At 57.5% G+C, this 15,899-nt stretch carries 18 protein-coding genes; 11 read left to right on the top strand and 7 right to left on the bottom strand.

Features of this window, described 5'->3' with window-relative positions; translation table 11 throughout:
• Position 1 precedes the first annotated feature (1 nt).
• The 5 genes from K8I01_10005 (at position 2) to K8I01_09985 (ending at position 3,276) form a co-directional block, all read left to right on the top strand.
• Positions 2 to 619, top strand: a complete 618-nt coding sequence (locus tag K8I01_10005; GenBank protein ID MBZ0220751.1) for a methyltransferase domain-containing protein — start codon at positions 2 to 4, stop codon at positions 617 to 619.
• 12 nt (positions 620 to 631) lie between these two features.
• Positions 632 to 1,102: a ribosomal protein S18-alanine N-acetyltransferase gene (rimI, locus tag K8I01_10000; GenBank protein MBZ0220750.1), complete on the top strand. Its 471-nt coding sequence runs from the start codon at positions 632 to 634 to the stop codon at positions 1,100 to 1,102.
• 21 nt (positions 1,103 to 1,123) lie between these two features.
• A complete protein-coding gene (locus tag K8I01_09995) occupies positions 1,124 to 1,942 on the top strand; it encodes a dihydroorotate dehydrogenase electron transfer subunit (protein ID MBZ0220749.1) in 819 nt (272 codons plus the stop codon).
• A 59-nt stretch (positions 1,943 to 2,001) separates the two neighbouring features.
• Positions 2,002 to 2,862 carry a dihydroorotate dehydrogenase gene (locus K8I01_09990; GenBank protein MBZ0220748.1) on the top strand — a complete coding sequence of 287 codons (861 nt, stop codon included), beginning with the start codon at positions 2,002 to 2,004 and terminating at the stop codon, positions 2,860 to 2,862.
• Positions 2,863 to 2,973: 111 nt separating this feature from the next.
• Positions 2,974 to 3,276 (top strand): hypothetical protein, encoded by a 303-nt coding sequence (locus K8I01_09985; GenBank protein ID MBZ0220747.1) that lies wholly within the window; start codon positions 2,974 to 2,976, stop codon positions 3,274 to 3,276.
• 260 nt (positions 3,277 to 3,536) lie between these two features.
• On the opposite strand, the gene apbC is transcribed toward K8I01_09985, so the two are convergent.
• The 6 genes from apbC to K8I01_09955 all read right to left on the bottom strand — a co-directional run bounded on the left by apbC (position 3,537) and on the right by K8I01_09955 (position 6,161).
• On the bottom strand, positions 3,537 to 4,589 hold the full coding sequence (apbC, locus tag K8I01_09980) for an iron-sulfur cluster carrier protein ApbC (protein MBZ0220746.1): 1,053 nt from the start codon (positions 4,587 to 4,589) through the stop codon (positions 3,537 to 3,539).
• Between the two features lie 27 nt (positions 4,590 to 4,616).
• Positions 4,617 to 4,808, bottom strand: coding sequence for a DUF542 domain-containing protein (locus K8I01_09975; protein ID MBZ0220745.1), 192 nt, complete (start codon positions 4,806 to 4,808; stop codon positions 4,617 to 4,619).
• 4 nt (positions 4,809 to 4,812) lie between these two features.
• Positions 4,813 to 5,034 carry a DUF1858 domain-containing protein gene (locus tag K8I01_09970; protein MBZ0220744.1) on the bottom strand — a complete coding sequence of 74 codons (222 nt, stop codon included), beginning with the start codon at positions 5,032 to 5,034 and terminating at the stop codon, positions 4,813 to 4,815.
• A 1-nt stretch (position 5,035) separates the two neighbouring features.
• Positions 5,036 to 5,455, bottom strand: a complete 420-nt coding sequence (locus K8I01_09965) for a hypothetical protein (GenBank protein ID MBZ0220743.1) — start codon at positions 5,453 to 5,455, stop codon at positions 5,036 to 5,038.
• Between the two features lie 147 nt (positions 5,456 to 5,602).
• Positions 5,603 to 5,812 (bottom strand): 4Fe-4S binding protein, encoded by a 210-nt coding sequence (locus tag K8I01_09960; GenBank protein ID MBZ0220742.1) that lies wholly within the window; start codon positions 5,810 to 5,812, stop codon positions 5,603 to 5,605.
• Between the two features lie 124 nt (positions 5,813 to 5,936).
• Positions 5,937 to 6,161: a NifU family protein gene (locus K8I01_09955; GenBank protein MBZ0220741.1), complete on the bottom strand. Its 225-nt coding sequence runs from the start codon at positions 6,159 to 6,161 to the stop codon at positions 5,937 to 5,939.
• Between the two features lie 238 nt (positions 6,162 to 6,399).
• On the opposite strand from K8I01_09955, the gene K8I01_09950 reads away from it, so the two are divergent.
• The 5 genes from K8I01_09950 (at position 6,400) to K8I01_09930 (ending at position 14,942) form a co-directional block, all read left to right on the top strand.
• Positions 6,400 to 7,794, top strand: coding sequence for a cbb3-type cytochrome c oxidase subunit I (locus K8I01_09950; protein ID MBZ0220740.1), 1,395 nt, complete (start codon positions 6,400 to 6,402; stop codon positions 7,792 to 7,794).
• Positions 7,795 to 7,867: 73 nt separating this feature from the next.
• The gene (gene cyoE / locus K8I01_09945; GenBank protein MBZ0220739.1) at positions 7,868 to 8,734 is read left to right on the top strand and encodes a heme o synthase; all 867 of its coding nucleotides are present in this window, start codon (positions 7,868 to 7,870) and stop codon (positions 8,732 to 8,734) included.
• A 126-nt stretch (positions 8,735 to 8,860) separates the two neighbouring features.
• Positions 8,861 to 9,193 carry a cytochrome c gene (locus K8I01_09940; GenBank protein MBZ0220738.1) on the top strand — a complete coding sequence of 111 codons (333 nt, stop codon included), beginning with the start codon at positions 8,861 to 8,863 and terminating at the stop codon, positions 9,191 to 9,193.
• Between the two features lie 438 nt (positions 9,194 to 9,631).
• The gene (locus K8I01_09935; GenBank protein ID MBZ0220737.1) at positions 9,632 to 13,861 is read left to right on the top strand and encodes an acyl-CoA dehydratase activase; all 4,230 of its coding nucleotides are present in this window, start codon (positions 9,632 to 9,634) and stop codon (positions 13,859 to 13,861) included.
• A gap of 4 nt (positions 13,862 to 13,865) precedes the next feature.
• Complete coding sequence (locus tag K8I01_09930; protein MBZ0220736.1) at positions 13,866 to 14,942, top strand: DNA recombination protein RmuC; 1,077 nt, start codon at positions 13,866 to 13,868, stop codon at positions 14,940 to 14,942.
• A gap of 9 nt (positions 14,943 to 14,951) precedes the next feature.
• Here K8I01_09930 and K8I01_09925 read toward each other — a convergent pair whose 3' ends face one another.
• A complete protein-coding gene (locus K8I01_09925; GenBank protein ID MBZ0220735.1) occupies positions 14,952 to 15,407 on the bottom strand; it encodes a hypothetical protein in 456 nt (151 codons plus the stop codon).
• Positions 15,408 to 15,690: 283 nt separating this feature from the next.
• On the opposite strand from K8I01_09925, the gene rpsU reads away from it, so the two are divergent.
• Positions 15,691 to 15,897: a 30S ribosomal protein S21 gene (rpsU, locus tag K8I01_09920; GenBank protein ID MBZ0220734.1), complete on the top strand. Its 207-nt coding sequence runs from the start codon at positions 15,691 to 15,693 to the stop codon at positions 15,895 to 15,897.
• Positions 15,898 to 15,899: the final 2 nt, after the last annotated feature.

Below are 15,899 nucleotides of genomic sequence, written 5' to 3'. Positions count from 1 at the left end.
ATTGGAGCTGGAAAGCATAAAGAAGATCTACGCCGGTTACTCGAACGTCTATGATGTCCTTTTCAAGGGGATATTCTACCCGAGGATAAAGCACGCCATCAACTATATGGACATCGAGCCCGGAGACAGGGTGCTCGACGTAGGGGTCGGAACAGGGCTCTCCCTTTCGGAGTTCCCGGGCTGCTGCAAGGTGGTGGGGATAGACCTCTCCACGGCCATGCTCAGGAAGGCCAAGGACAAGATACGCAAGCACGGGCTCGGCCACATAAACGTCATGAGCATGGACGCCATGAGCATAGGTTTCAAGGACGACAGCTTCGACAAGGTATTCATCTCGCACGTGGTGAGCGTCGTGCCCGACCCCTACAAGCTCATGTCCGAGGTCAGGCGGGTCTGCAAGAAGGGCGGGCAGGTTGTAATAGTGAACCACTTCAAGTCGAGCAACAAGGTGGTGGAGGTCGTCGAGAAGCTCATAAACCCGGTCTGCAAGAAGATAGGGTGGAGGTCGGACCTCTGTCTTAACGAGTTCATAAACCGCTCGGGACTGAACGTCAGGCAGAAATACATGCTCAAGAAACTGGACTTCTGGCACATTCTCTTCGCGACGAACGAGAAATAGCCCAGGGGGCATTTGCGTTCCAAGGACAATATCCTATCCGGCCATTCGATCCAGCCGATGTCCTCCGGGGACCTCGACGACATCCTCAGGATAGAGAAGGCCTCTTTCTCCAAGCCCTGGACCAGGGCAATGTTCGAAGGAGAACTGAAGAACCCGGTCTCGTTCGCGTACACCCTGCGGGTGCGCCCTGAACGGAAAGAGGAGCTCGCCGCCTATATCGTTTTCTGGATAGTCCACGGAGAGGCCCACATACTGAATATCGCGGTCGCGCCGGCCCTGAGGGGCAGGGGGGTCGCCTCCAAGCTCCTCGCTCTCATGCTCCAGCTCATGAAGAGGAACATGGTCTACGAGGTCTTCCTCGAGGTCAGGGTGTCGAACGAGGCGGCCAGGAGCCTTTATAAGAAGTTCGGGTTCAGGGAAGCATTCGTCAGGAAAAATTACTACGGGGACGAGGACGCGATAGTCATGGTCCTCGACCTGTGAACGGAAACGGAACCGGCCGGTTTGGAAATAAAAGCAGAGATAATGTATAACGACAGGATGGCCAGGGGATACTTCAAGCTCGGGCTTGCGTGCGCAATCCCAGAGGTGAAGCCTGGCCAGTTCGTTATGCTCCGGGTCTCCGACGGACTCGACCCGCTCCTCCGGAGGCCTTTCGGCATCTATCGGATGCTCGGGCGGACGATAGGGCGGACAATCGGGACAGGGAGCTCGCCCTCGAAGAGGAAGGGGATAGAGATACTCTACAGGGTTGTCGGAAAGGGCACGGCGATACTTTCCGAAAGAAGGCCCGGCGAGACGCTCGGGGTGCTGGGCCCGCTCGGGAACGGCTTCCCGGACCCGGCTGAGGGCAGTAACATGGTGCTCGTCGCGGGCGGCATGGGGATAGCCCCCCTTTACCTCCTGGCAAAGAGACTCGGAGGGGGGACGCTCCTTTTCGGGGCTCGCTCAAAAGCGGAGACGGCTCTCCTTAAGGATTTCAGGGGACTCGGCCTCAAGATAAAGACCGCGACCGAGGACGGGAGCGCGGGTGTAAAGGGGCTTGTGACCGGCCTCCTTGAAGACGAGCTAACGCCGGAATCTATCGTTTACGCATGCGGCCCCGTGGGCATGCTAAAGGCCGCGGCGGCCATTTCGGGGAAGGCCGGGGCGCGCTGCCTTGTATCCCTTGAGCGCTCGATGGCCTGCGGCATAGGGGTGTGCCTTGGGTGCGCAGTTCGGGCAAAGGCGCACAAAGAAGAGAAGGAGAACCGGTTTTACAAGATGGTCTGCTCGGACGGGCCGGTCTTCCCGAGCGAGGAGATAGATTGGGACCTGTTGTGAAGAAGACAAAGGCCGGGGCCGAGGTGACGATCGCGGGCCTCAAGTTCAAAAACCCGGTGATGACCGCTTCAGGTACGTTCGGGTACGGGGTCGAGTTCGCCCCCTACATGGACCTCGGCAGGCTCGGAGGCATCGTCGTAAAAGGGCTTTCCCTCTACCCGAGGCAGGGGAACCCCGGGCCGAGGATAGCCGAAACACCCTGCGGGATGCTCAACGCCATAGGCCTGCAGAACGTGGGAGTGGATGAATTCATCGAGAAGAAGCTCCCGCTAATCCGTACCGCCGGCACTCATATAATCGCGAACATCTTCGGCGAAACGGTCGAGGACTATATGGAAGTCGCAAGGAGGCTCGACGGGGCGGAAGGGGTCTCGGCGGTAGAGGTGAACATATCCTGCCCCAACGTGAAGAAAGGCGGCATAGTCTTCGGAACCGACCCCCAGGAGGCGTTCAAGGTAGTTTCCGCTGTGCGCAAATCCACGAGGCTCCCCGTTATAACGAAGCTCTCGCCTAACGTCACCGACATAAAGTTGATGGTGAAGGCCGCGGAGGACGGCGGCTCGGACGCGGTCTCGCTCATCAACACCATCACAGGCATGGTAATAGACGTCGACAGGAGAAGGCCGGTCCTTGCGACCGCGACCGGCGGGCTTTCCGGCCCGGCCATAAGGCCCATAGCCGTCCGCATGGTCTGGCAGGCGGCCCAGGCCGCGAGCGTCCCGGTAATCGGCATGGGCGGGATAATGACGGCAAGGGACGCGCTCGAATTCATAATAGCCGGTGCGACTGCCGTCCAGGTCGGCACTGCGAGCTTCATCGAGCCGGACGCCGCCGTAAAGGTGGCCGAAGGCATAGAAGAGTACCTCTCCAGGAACGCGATTACCATTCAGGACCTCATAGGCTCATTAAGGATCGCCTGAGCCAGTCCCCGACGGCAGGTTTCAGAAGCCCATATCCCCCTCCAATCTCTTTAGGGTTGAATTTTCCCCCTCTAAAGGTTAATTTATCCAAAATAGGTTGAAGGAGGACGCATGAAGAACCCGATAGAGAAGGTCCTTAAAAGGTCCAGTATCACCTCCGAGATGTATCATAAGCTGTCAAAGCTCAGGTGCAGGCTCGACAAGGATATGGACGCGATCGGGAAAAAATTCAAAAAGGACCTCGCCAAGGCGGAGAAGATAGCGAAGAAGAAGCTCAAGGCCGCGGAGCAGCTCAAGGTCTGGAAGAAGGGCGGATACGAAAAGCTCGCGAAAAAGGTCCAGAAGAGGGCGGACGCCCTCATGAAGGTGGTCAAGAAGGATTACAAGCTCGCGATGGCGAAACTCAGGAAATAAGAGCGGCTCCACAAAAACGGCCGGCAGTCCTGCCGGCCGTTTTTTTTAGTGCCTTGTGGCAGCTCGTATGCGCTGAATGGTTTTTTTTAAATCGGCTTTCGAGGCTTAAGCTCTTTAACTTGCTTTATGCGCAGGGAAGAGCGGTATGAGGACGAATTGCTGGCCCGATAGTCTGCGATTGAGCTGCAGCGAATGTATCAAAAAGAAAAACCGGGAAGGCACGCGCCTTCCCGGTTTTTCTTTTTTCCATATCCGTCCGGCTACTCGAGATCCAGTACGCTCACCTTCGCCGCGACCGACTGTGCTATCTCTACAAAGGCCTTGGAGTGGGCAGAATTCGGGTCCGCGTGCGTTATGGGCATGCCCGTGTCGCCGCCCTCCCTTATGGCTATGTCTATGGGGATCTTCCCGAGGAGCGGCACCTGATACCTTTCGCTCGTCTTCTCGCCGCCGCCCTTGCTGAATATCTCGGTTGCGCCGCCGCAGTGCGGGCAGACGAACTGGCTCATGTTCTCTATTATGCCGAGGACCGGGACTTTCACTTCCTTGAACATCCTTATGGCCCGCCTCGCGTCTATAAGGGCCACGTCCTGCGGCGTGGTCACTATGACAGCGCCGGTAAGGGGTATGGTCTGCACGAGCGTAAGCTGCGTATCCCCGGTGCCCGGCGGCAGGTCTATTACGAGATAATCGAGCTCTCCCCATTCGACCCCGACGAGGAACTGCTTTATAAGCTGCATGACAAGCGGCCCGCGCCATATGAGGGGCGTCTCCTCGTCTAGCATGAATCCCACTGAGACGAGTTTCATACCGTACTTCTCAAGAGGAACGAGCCTCTCCTCCGGAGTCGCCTGCAACGGCTCGTGTATGCCCATCATGAGCGGCAGGCTCGGGCCGTAGAGGTCGGTATCGAGGAGGCCCACTTTCGCCCCGGACTGCGCAAGCGCCACGGCCAGGTTTACGGCGACTGTGGATTTCCCGACCCCGCCCTTTCCGCTCGCCACGGCTATAGTGTTCTTCACGCCCGGTATCGGCGCCTTGCCCGATACCTCTTTCGATTTCGGCACCTCGGCGCCGGTCGTGACCGACACTTCGGTAACGCCGGGTATTGCCTTTACGGCGTTCACCGAGTTGGCCTCGAGCTCTTTTTTCAATGGGCACGCCATTGTCGTGAGCATGAGCGTGAAGCTCACTTTCCCGCCCTCGACCTTCACGTCCCGTATCATATTGAGGGTTACGAGGTCCTTGCCGAGCTCCGGGTCCATGACGCTCCGGAGGGCGTCGAGCACAACGGCCTCTGTGATGTTGTTTATGGCCAATTTACACCTCCATTCCTGTGATTACGCCGAGGCAGCCTCTTTAAGCGCCGTCATAAGCTCTTCTAGCGGCGCGCCGTCCCTTTTTGCCGCCTCTTCAATCGAGACCGCCCCGCCGCAGCACGAGTCTATCTGGAAACGCGTGAAGACCCCGATAGTCTTCGGGTATAGTTTTATGCAGTCGTTTACGACCATCTTCTCATTTATCCCGTTCATCCCCTTATCCTTTCCCCTTTCCTTTTGCCGCCTCGTTAAGCTCCTTCAGGAGCGCGTCGATATCGGCGCTGTGCATCCCGGAACCGAAGTCTATGTCCTCGTAACCCGAGCCCGGGCAGTCGAAACACCCCTTGCCGAAGTATTTCCTGAAGACCTCGGCGGTGCCGGGGTACTTTTCAATGACCTCGCCGATTATCATGTCCTTTGTTATCACCGGGCCTGCCATTTCACTTCTTTACGGCCGCCGGAGGCGGCGCCGGGGCCGGCTTGATCGTCATGAGCATGTTCACGGCGAAAAAGACTATCGAGACCGCCTCGATGAGCGAGAAGGTTATGAGGACCGTGTTGCCGCCGATTTCGCTCTGGACTATCCAGCCCGCGGCCATCCCGACGAGCCCTATGTTCGCAAGCCAGAGCTGAGCATATGCCAGTCGGTCGGAATAAAGCGGGCGGCCGCTGAAACGGGGCAGTATGTGATAGGCCACCCCGTATATCATCATGGACATCCAGCCGAGGAGGTTGAAGTGGACGTGTATCGGCATCCACGGATAGACCGGGCCTGCCGCGCTCATATGGAGTCCCAGTAAAATAGATAACAGGAAATATATTATGGCGAATCTTATGAACCAGACTGTTACGCTGCTCATCAAATCCCTCCGGCTGATTTATGTTTTAAAAATTGATCTTTTCCCCGGCTCTGCGTAGTTAACGGGAAAAAAATGCCCACATATTTGTAATATATGCTCCGCTTTTTATTCCCGACCTTTTTTGATTACGGGAAAGATCTCTGGTTTTTAGAGATTGCCTTGTTTTGAATTATCCTTTTCTGTCACAGGAGCGGCGGGCCGGCACGCGTCTACCGGGCACACTTCCGCGCACGCGCCGCACTCGGTGCAGAGCCTTGGGTCTATCTTGTAAGGGGTCCCTTCGGATATCGCGCCCTCAGGACACTCTGGCAGGCAAGCGCCACAGGCGATGCATTCTTCGAGAATAAGGTAGGACATCGGCCCTCGCAGGAAACCGCTGGATGTTATGGCGATTTCTTTTCCGGGAAAATCCGCGCACCTGTGCATTCGGCGGGAATCGCCGTGCCGCCCCAAATCATTCAGCTTGCAGGGCCTTCTTTGATTAGACCGAAAGGACCTGCTTTATCTCCGGCACACGCTCCTTTATGGCCCTTTCGATGCCCATTGCGAGCGTTATCTGAGCGCTCGGGCAGCCGGAGCAGGCGCCCTGGAGCTGTACACGCACTATGCCCTGGGCCTCGTCCACGTCCACAAGCTCCACGTTGCCGCCGTCAGCCTGAAGGGCCGGCCTGATGCCGTTAAGAGCCTCTTCGACCCGTTCCCTGATCATAATATATTCCTCCGTAAGTGGTTATTCGAACAATATATTATAGCTTAGAGTATACCGACCTTTCAAGCCATAATAAATGATTTCCGTCATGTTGGGGGGCGCCCTTTTATTCGTTCAGGCGGCCCATTCCGGTTGCCCGGCTTGAATTGAGGGCCGTGTTCTGGTACTTTTGTATTGGTCCCATTGGGTTTACGACTTGAGAGCCGGAGTTTATACACGGGAACGTGTGAAGCAGATGAGAAAAGAGACGCCATACATTGCCCGGACGATCAAAGCTGAAAACCGCGCGCTTGCGCATGGCTGGCTCATACTGGCGGTATTTTCCCTTGTGTTTGCCGGAGTCTTTGCGCTCCTTGTGGCGCTTGCGAGGACACCTGTCGTAGAGGAGATGCTCCCGCTCGGCAGGGATTATATCTATGTGGCCCTGGTCGGGCACGTTGTGCTTGCGGTTGTCATCTGGTTTCTTGCCTTCAAGGGCTTTCTCTGGGTCTACTCGCTCCCATCCGCGATATTCTCCCCTGCCCTGGGAAGGGTTTCCCTCGCGCTCTCGGCCCTCGGCATGGCCCTTGTAGTCATAGCCGCGGTATTCGGGCTCGGACAGGCCGAGCTCGCGAACTATGTGCCGGTCCTCCTTACGCCGGTTTTTTACGCTGGGCTTTTGTCATTCGGGGCCGGGGTGCTCCTTTCGCTCCTCAATTTTTTTCTTACGGTCCTTTCATGGAAGGAAAAGCCGGATACCTTCGCCTTCGGCATGCTCGCAGCCGGAGCGGCTGTAATCATAGCCTTTGCCTGCTTCGCACTTTCCGGCTGGTTCCAGCACGCCGGAGGGAAGATGCACCTGGATTTCGAGCGGCTCTTCTGGGGCGGCGGCCACATACTTCAGTTCGCTAACACCATGGCAATGTCCGCGGTCTGGCTTCTTCTTGTAAAGCGCGTATTGGGGAAGGAAGCCCTCGGCCGGAGGACGGCAAAGGCCCTGTATGCCCTTTTCATCATCTCCGTGCTGCCCGCGCCGGCCATATACTTCCTCAATGACATATCGAGCCAGGCCCACAAGGAGAGCTTCACCTGGCTCATGCGATGGGGCATCGGCCCCCTCATAGCCGTATTTATCCTGGCCTCGATAGCGGCGATCGCCAGGACAAGCCCGAGGCCCTGGAAGGACCCGGCCTTTTCATCCCTGGTCCTTTCCATATCCATCTTCCTCCTTGGCGGGTTCATAGGATTGAGCATTGACGGAGTCAACACCATCATCCCGGCCCATTACCACTGCGTTATCGGGGCCGTGACAATAGCGTTCATGGGCCTTTTCTACGAGGTGCTGCCGGATTTCAGAAAATCCGTGTGGAGCAAAAGGATGGCAACGGCGCAGCCCTGGCTTTACAGCGCCGGAATCGTGCTCTTCGCCCTCGGGCTCTTCCTGGCCGGCTCGCACGGGGTGGCAAGGAAGACCTATGGCGGAGAGCAGAACCTTAATACGATAGGGAAGCTCATCGGCATGTCCATCATGGGCCTGGGAGGGCTCGTCGCCATAGCCGGGGGAGTCACATTCGTCCTTAACGCGCTCTTCTCTCTTTTTGGCAGGAAAGCTGCCCGTTCTCCCGCGCCCGGTATTATGCCGGCGCCTTGAAGAGGTTTCCGGGCTTATGGGCTGAATGGATTCAATTTGATCAAGGCCGTTATCCATTAAGGAGGGCTTCTATATGGGAATAGGGAGGTACCTTGAGCTTTTTAAGCTCAGGATATGCAGCCTCATAACCTTCAGCGCCATCGTGGGGCTCGTAGCCGCTTCATCGCCTGGCGCGACCCTGGGCACGGCCCTTTTCCTCGTAGCCGCAACGATGCTCGCCGCCGCCGCAGCCAGCGTCTTCAACCATTATTTCGACAGCGACATAGATTCCATTATGAAAAGGACGAAGGAGAGGCCCTTCCCTTCCGGCGATGTAGCGGGGTCAAAGGGCGTGCTCGTCGTCGCAGCCGGGCTCTTCCTCCTTTCAATAGCGGTCTCCTTCGCCGCGCTCAACTACATGGTCGCCCTGCACCTTGCCCTCGGCGCGTTCGTCTACGCGGTGGTCTACACGGTGTGGCTCAAAAGAAAGAGCAGCTTGAATATAATAATAGGCGGGCTTGCGGGGAGCTTCGCCGTCCTTGCGGGCGGCGCGTCGGCCAGCCCCGAGTTCTGCGCGCCGCCCATGCTCCTTGCGGTCGTGATGTTCTTCTGGACGCCCTCCCACTTCTGGAGCTTCGCGATCTGCCACCGCGAGGAATACGAAAAGGCGGGGGTGCCCATGATGCCCGTGAGAGTAGGAAACTCCAGGACGGCCGTTTACATATTGATAAACACGGTTTTCCTTGTAATTTCCTCGCTGGCCCTATGGTTCCTCGGCCACAGCGGCCCGGTGTACCTCATGGCGGCCCTGGTCCTCGGGGCCTATTTCATCTACTGGAACATCAGGCTCCTCATGAGCCCGGACAAGGAGGTCGCCAAGAGCAATTTTCGGGCCTCCATGGTCTATCTGGGCGCGCTCTTTACGTCGGTTGTCGTTGACATGGCCGTGATGAACATGTGATAATCAGGCCAGAATCGGCCCGCAGCCCCGTTTTTCAGCGGACGAGCGGCCCGACAAAGTTCTTGACAATAAAGTGCTCTGACGGTATTCTCTTTTTCCAAATTCTTTATCCAAGGAGGATCCAACATGCGTAAGTTATTCGGTATAGGCGTGCTCGCTCTCGGCATGGCCGCTTTCACCGTGCCTGCGATCGCTGCAGACGGCGCGGCAATCTACAAGGCGAAGTGCGTGGCCTGCCACGGCGCGGACGGCCAGGGCACCGCGATGGCGCCCGGCTTCAAGGGCAGCGAGTGGGTAAAGTCCACCGCTGACGCGGACATCGCCACCGTCATCACCAACGGTCGCGAAGGCGCTGCCAAAGCTTACAAGAATTTCGCAATGGGCATGCCCAAGCAGAAGCTCTCCGATGACGAGGTAAAGGCCGTCGTGGAACATCTGAAGGGGCTGGCCGCGAAGTAAGATTTACCCAAGAAACGCTTGAAAGGGCCCGGTCTCCGGGCCCTTTCTTTTTCCGGGAAACCGATCTTAAAACAGCAATCTGTCAGCGCCGCACGGCCGTAAAAGCCCTGGCCAGTCAGTTCAGGAAAACTCTCCCGGTTTGCGCCTGAACCGCCCCTGCCGGTTTCAATTAGAACACTTGGAAACCGGCCTTCGCTCAATCAAAGGTCCTGCGGCCGATCATCGCTTCACTTCCATTCAGGGCAAAGCTCGTATTGACATCGGTTTGGAAATCGCAGATAATAAAAAATCGGGTTTTCCCAATGAAAACCCATTATTCCTCGGGTTTTTTTCTTTTCCAAAACTTAATACAGACTTATTCAAGCAAGCCGCGGCTCGTAGCTGAACCGGATTACTGGACTATTCTTCTGCTGAACATGCAAACCTCGGAGGTGTGAGTTGTCTGGGTCAAAGTCTGTATACGTAGGCATCGACATCGGCTCGGTAAGCGCCAACACGGTAGTCCTAGATGAAAACAGGAACATACTCGAAGAGCACTATACAAGGACAAAAGGCGAACCGCTCGAAACAGCCCTCGCAATCCTTGCCGAACTAATCGAAAAATACGGAAAATCACACATACGGCTGGTGGCCACGACCGGCTCGGGCGGAAAGCTCATAGCCCCCCTCATAGGGGCCGGGTTCACGAACGAGGTCATAGCCCAGGCCAGGGCCACCGAGGCCTTCCACCCCGAGGCAAGGACCGTCATCGAGATGGGCGGCCAGGACGCCAAGCTCATCTTTCTCGCGCCCGAGGGAGAGGACGGGAAGCTCCGCATAGCGGACTTTCAGATGAACTCGGTCTGCGCGGCCGGCACGGGCTCTTTCCTCGACCAGCAGGCCTACAGGCTCGGGCTCACCATAGAGGAATTCGGAAGCCTCGCATTAAAGAGCAAGAACCCGCCGAGGGTCGCGGGAAGGTGCTCGGTCTTCGCCAAGAGCGACATGATACACCTCCAGCAGATAGCCACACCCGACTACGACATCGTGGCAGGCCTCTGCTACGCCGTCGCCAGGAACTTCAAGGCCACCATAGGGAAGGGCAAGGAGTTCGTCACGCCGGTGGCCTTCCAGGGCGGTGTCGCCGCCAACCTTGGCGTCAGAAAGGCCTTCAAGGACGTCCTCGAGCTCGACGACAAGGACTACATAATACCAGCCCACTTCTGCTCCATGGGAGCGCTCGGGGCCGTATACACCTGCCTCGATATGGGGAAGGCCCTGGACGGGTTCAAGGGGGTCGAGGAGCTTAAGAGTTTCCTCTCATCCGGCAGGACGAGGGAGAGGTCCCTTGAGAAGCTCACGAAGCCCGAGGGGCACCCCTCCGAGAGGAGGAGCGCTACGGGCTACCCCCTTGAGAAGGGGAAGAAGGTCGCCGCCTATCTCGGAATCGACGTCGGCTCGACCAGCACGAACGTCATCCTCATAGACAGGGATTTAAAGCTCGTAACCAAGAGGTATCTCGCGACCGCGGGCCGGCCGCTGGACGCGATAAAGAAGGGCATCACCTCGGTAGCCGAGGAGTGTGCCGAATACGTGGACGTCGTCGGGGTCGGCACGACCGGCTCGGGAAGGTATCTCTCAGGCGACTTCCTCGGCGCGGACATAATAAGGAACGAGATAACGGCCCAGGCAACCGCGGCAGCCGCAATAGACCCTGAGGTGGACACCATATTCGAGATAGGCGGCCAGGACTCGAAATACATAGCCATGAAGGACGGGGTGGTCGTGGACTTCGAGATGAACAAGGTATGCGCGGCCGGTACCGGCTCGTTCCTGGAGGAGCAGGCGGAAAGGCTCGGCATAAGCATAAAGGGCGAGTTTAGCGAACTCGCCCTCGGCTGCGGCGCGCCCCCGCCCATGGGCGAGCGGTGCACGGTCTTCATCGAGTCCGATATGGTCCACTACCAGCAGAGGGGGGTCGAGAAGGACGGCCTTGTGGCCGGGCTCTCGTATTCCATCGTGCTTAATTACCTCAACAGGGTCGTGGGCGACAGGCGCATAGGAAATAGGATATTTTTCCAGGGCGGCACGGCCGCAAACCTGGGGGTTGTCGCGGCGTTCGAGAAGGTAACCGGTAAAAAGATAACCGTGCCCGAGCACCACGACGTAACGGGCGCTATAGGAGCTGCCATACTCGCGTCCAAAGAGATGGCGCCGGGCGCCAGGACCAAGTTCAAGGGCTGGGATTTGAGCAAAAAGAAGTTCGGGATAGAGTCCTTCGAGTGCAGGGACTGCTCGAACATCTGCGAGGTCCGGAAGGTCGTCATGGAAGGCGAGGCCCCGCTCTACTACGGCGGCCGATGCGAGAAATACGACGTCAAGAGGGACACGAAATCGAACAGCCACATCCCTGACCTCTTCAAGGAGAGGGAGAAGCTCCTCTATTCGGCTTACGCGGGCAAGGCCTCAGGAAAGGACGCGCCTGTCATAGGCATCCCGAGGATGCTCTTCATGTACGAGATGTACCCGTTCTGGAAGGCCTTCTTCGACGTGCTGGGCTTTAGAATTCAGCTCTCTTCCCCCACGAACAGGGAAATAATACGGAACGGCATAGAGCAGATAGTCACAGAGACCTGTTTTCCGATCAAGGTAGCCCACGGACACGTGAACGAGCTCATGGAAAAGGGCGTGAAGAGGATTTTCATACCCTCGATAATAAACTTGAAGCCAGCGAAGGAAGGGCAGCTCTTCACGGCACTATGCCCGTACGTGCAGACCATACCGTACCTCTGCAAATCCGCTTATGATTTCAAGGACAAGGGGGTAGAGGTCCTTGCCCCGGTCTTCCACTTTAACGCCAAGGACTCGGACATAAAAAAGGAGTTCGCCGAGTTCGGGAAATCGCTCGGCAAGGACAGGGCGACGGTGGAGAAGGCCCTGCAAGCGGCCTGGGCAGCGCAGGGAGAGTTCAAGAGGAGGCTCCTCGAGCGCGGGAAAGAGGCCATAGCGGCTCTTAAGCCCGACGACACCGCCCTCGTCATAGTGGGGAGGGCCTATAATACCATGGACTCCGGCATAAACCTGGAGCTTCCGCAGAAGCTACGCGAAATGGGCACCATGGCCATACCCTTCGACATGCTGGATGTGGACAGCATCACGGACGGCGCGCTCGCCGAGGACATGTACTGGAGGAGCGGCCAGAGGATACTCGCGGGCGCCCAGCTCATAAAGGACGACCCCAGGCTCTTCTCGATATACATCACGAACTTCGGCTGCGGCCCGGACTCGATGATATCGCACTTCTATAAGGAAGCCTCGGCGGGCAAGCCCTTCCTCCAGCTCGAGATAGACGAGCACTCGGCGGACGCGGGGGCCATCACGAGGTGCGAGGCCTTCCTCGACAGCATAAGGAACACCAGGGGTAAGCTCAAGATAGAGTCGAAGGAGAAGCACGTCCTGAAGAGAACTAACATCAAGAAGAAGATATACCTCCCGAACATGTCGGACGGCGCGCACGCGCTTGCCGCGGCTTTCGAGGCGTGCGGGCTGGAGGCCGAGGTCATGCCCGAGCCGGATGAGGAGTCGCTCAAGTGGGGGAGGCGCTATACCTCGGGGAGGGAGTGCTACCCCTGCATACTTACGACCGGCGATATGGTGAAGATCGTGAGGAAGGAGGACTTCTCTCCCGAGCGGAGCGCCTTTTTCATGCCGTCGGGTAACGGCCCGTGCAGGTTCGGCCAGTACAACCGCTATCACAGGATGATACTCGACGAGCTCGGCTTCAAGGACGTCCCGGTCTACGCGCCGGACCAGGACGGGAACTTCTATAAGGAACTTAACATGGTCGGCGGCAACTTCCCAAGGCTCGGCTGGTGGGGGATAGCCTCCGTGGACCTCCTTGAGAAGGTGCTCTTCGAGACCAGGCCCTACGAGAAGAACAAGGGAGAATCCGAGCGCGTCTACTGGGAGTGCGTGCGGAAGGTCTGCGACGCGATAAGAGAGAAGAGGTTCCCTGAAAGGGAATTGAAGGAGGCAAAAGCGGCCTTCAAGAGGGTACCCGTCCACGAGCCCGGCAGCAAGCCAGTCATAGGCATCGTCGGCGAGATATACGTACGGAGCAACAGGTTCTCGAACGAGAACCTCATAAAGAAGCTCGAGGCCCTCGGCGCCGAGGTGCGGATGCCCACCATAGGCGAGTGGATATACTACACAAATTTCTGCAACAAGCGTAAGACCTGGCAGAGGGGGCAGATGGGGGACTACCTCCGGACCATAGCGAGCGAGTTCTTCCAGAAGAGAGACGAGAAGAGGATGGAGAACATCCTTAACGGGGACCTCCGGAGCGGACACGAGGTCCCGACAAAGAACCTCCTCCGTAACGCGGCCCCGTACCTCGACGATTCCTTCGAGGGAGAGGCCGTGCTTTCGATAGGGAAGACCATCGACTACATAGGCCGCGGCGCGCACGGCATAGTGAACGCCATGCCCTTCACCTGCATGCCGGGCACGGTCGTGAACGCCATCTTGAAGAGGCTACGCGAGAACAACGATAACATACCCTACCTCCATATGGTCTACGAGGGCTCGGAGGACACGAACTCGATGACCAGGATGGAGGCCTTCGTCCATCAGGCAAGGGAGTTCAAGGAGAGGCGCTCCCCAAGGGCCCAGGCGGCCGGAAGGGTTTGAGCTTATGCCCGAGGGCCAGTTATCGGTCCTTATCCTTGCGGCCCTCGGGCTCCTCGTCGCGCTTGCGGCTGCGTTCGCGATAGTATCCGCTTCACGGGCAAGGCGCGATGCCTTTTCAGCCGAGATTTCTTCCCTCCGATCAGAAGTCCAGGAATCCATATCCCAGAGCGTAAGGCATATAAACAGCCAGCTTGCAATGCTTTCCGGACAGGTGGCAGAGGAGCTCTCTGCCGTTACGGCCCAGATGAGCGCGTCTTCCGGCCAGATGAATTCCCGGATGGACAACTCGCACAGGACGGTAAGCGAGATACGGCAGGCCCTTGGAGAGCTCTCGAAGGCGACCGAGCAGGTCTACGAGGTCGGAAAGAGCATATCAGGGCTTGAGAAGGTCCTCTCCGCCCCGAAGGCAAGGGGCTGCCTCGGCGAGCTTTTTCTCTCCGAGCTCCTTTCCGAGTGCCTGCCCTCGAAGCGCTTCGAGCTCCAGTACGGGTTCAGGGACGGCGCCAGGGTGGACGCGGTCGTAAGGCTCAGGGAAGGGCTGGTGCCCATAGACTCCAAATTTCCGCTCGAAAACTTCAGGCGCATCGTCGAGGCCGGGACCGACGAGGAAAGGCGTATAGCTTCCAGGAAGTTCTCCTCGGACTGCAGGAGGCATATCGATTCCATTGCCTCGGCCTATATACGCCCCTCGGAGGGCACGCTGGATTTCGCCCTCATGTACGTCCCTTCAGAGAGCGTCTATTACGAGCTTATTACCGGCAGTGACGAGGCCGGGGCGGCCCTTTCCGAGTACGCCGTCTCGAAGAAGGTCGTGCCGGTCTCCCCGAACAGCTTCTACGCGTACCTTCAGACAATAGCGATGGGACTCAGGGGCATGGAGATAGAGGCGAGGGCAGGGGAGATGCTGGCCCACCTCTCGGGCCTGAAGGGCGAGTTCGAGAAGTTCTCGGCAGACCTCGAAACCCTCGGGCGGCACATCTCCTTTGCCCGGTCCAAATATGACGAGCTGGAAAGAAAGGCAGGGCTCTTAAGGGAAAGGCTCGATTGGTCGGGACTAGGAAGGAGCAGGGAAGTGAGCTGAGCTTAAGCCCTATTCCAGGGAGGCCGGCTCCGGCCAGCTCTCGGCGGCGCTTCCGAGAGGGACCTCCGTCTCGGGCTCGGCGCTCTTTTCAAGGATGCCTTGGACACGCCGCTGCATTTCGTTCAGCTTGAGTATCATCTCGTTAGCGTGCGCGCCCTTCAGGTTGGAATATATTACGAGCTTCAGCTCAGAGAGGTCCCTTTGAAGGGACTCGAGGTCGCCTTCGAGCCTGCCGAGCTTTCCCTGGGCCGAGTCGTTCTGCTCCTTTATCTTCATGTACATCTCCGTAAGCCCGGAAAGGGTCCTTCCGCGCTCGCGTACCTTGGTCTCAAGAAGCTGTATCTCCGCGTTCTTTTCCATCCGCTCCCTGTGGAGCTGCTCAAGGAGGATGGCCACCCTGCCTTCGTACGCCGATTTCGATACGCAGCCCGCAAGGAGCGCAGCCGAGGCGATAAGCAGGAACATTTTGATAGCATTGCTTTTTTTCATGGCTTTTTCACGATGCGCGTTCTGCGGCCGTCCGTTTTCCGGGTTTGATTATACCAGACGAAAGGCCGGCTTTGAAGAGAATTGCACATGCTGGCGCGGTCTTTTCTGCTATAATGAGTAGGTTAGCCTTGGCCGGGCGGGTTAAAGTATTTGACTTGGCTGGGCGTTTTGGTATAATTTTGTGTCTTTTTTCAAAAGGGCCTTGTTCATGGAAGCCCAAAACCTGAATTAATTTCCAGTGTGGAGGGGGTGTTAACTTTTGTCAGAGGTCAAGGTATTTGACGACCAGCTTGAGAAGGCGCTCAAGATCCTCAAGCGCAAGCTCGCTCAGGACGGGACCTTCAAGGAAATAAAGAAGAGAAGGTTCTACGAGAAGCCGAGCGTCAAGAAGAAGAGAAAGCGCCAGGAAGCGGCAAAACGCCGCGCCAAGGCGTCGAAAAAGAGCGCCAGAAGGGTCCAGGAGTAAGC

This window comes from Deltaproteobacteria bacterium, from assembly GCA_019912665.1.
Classification (GTDB): Bacteria; Desulfobacterota; GWC2-55-46; order GWC2-55-46; family GWC2-55-46; genus UBA5799.
Note: the sequence above shows the minus strand (reverse complement) of the source record. Positions and strands in the feature narration are given on the sequence as shown.